Consider the following 223-nt stretch of genomic DNA (forward strand, 5'->3'; position numbering starts at 1 on the left):
CCCGCTCCCAATAGATTATTAAGCTGTCAAATACAGGTTGTCGTCCTATAAAACGTGCATTCTTATGCCTTTAAATGGGTAATCTCACCTAATACTACACTAAAATAGACAAAGTATAGGCATGATAGATAGCTGTTTTTTGGGCTCAGTTGTAATTCTTGGGGGATTAAGTTTAGTCAATTCCCTTCATGCATATACCTTTGCTAGCCTAAAAAGGAAGAAG

The sequence above is a fragment of the Bacteroides sp. D1 genome (assembly GCF_000157095.2).
GTDB classification, from domain to species: Bacteria; Bacteroidota; Bacteroidia; order Bacteroidales; family Bacteroidaceae; genus Bacteroides; species Bacteroides xylanisolvens.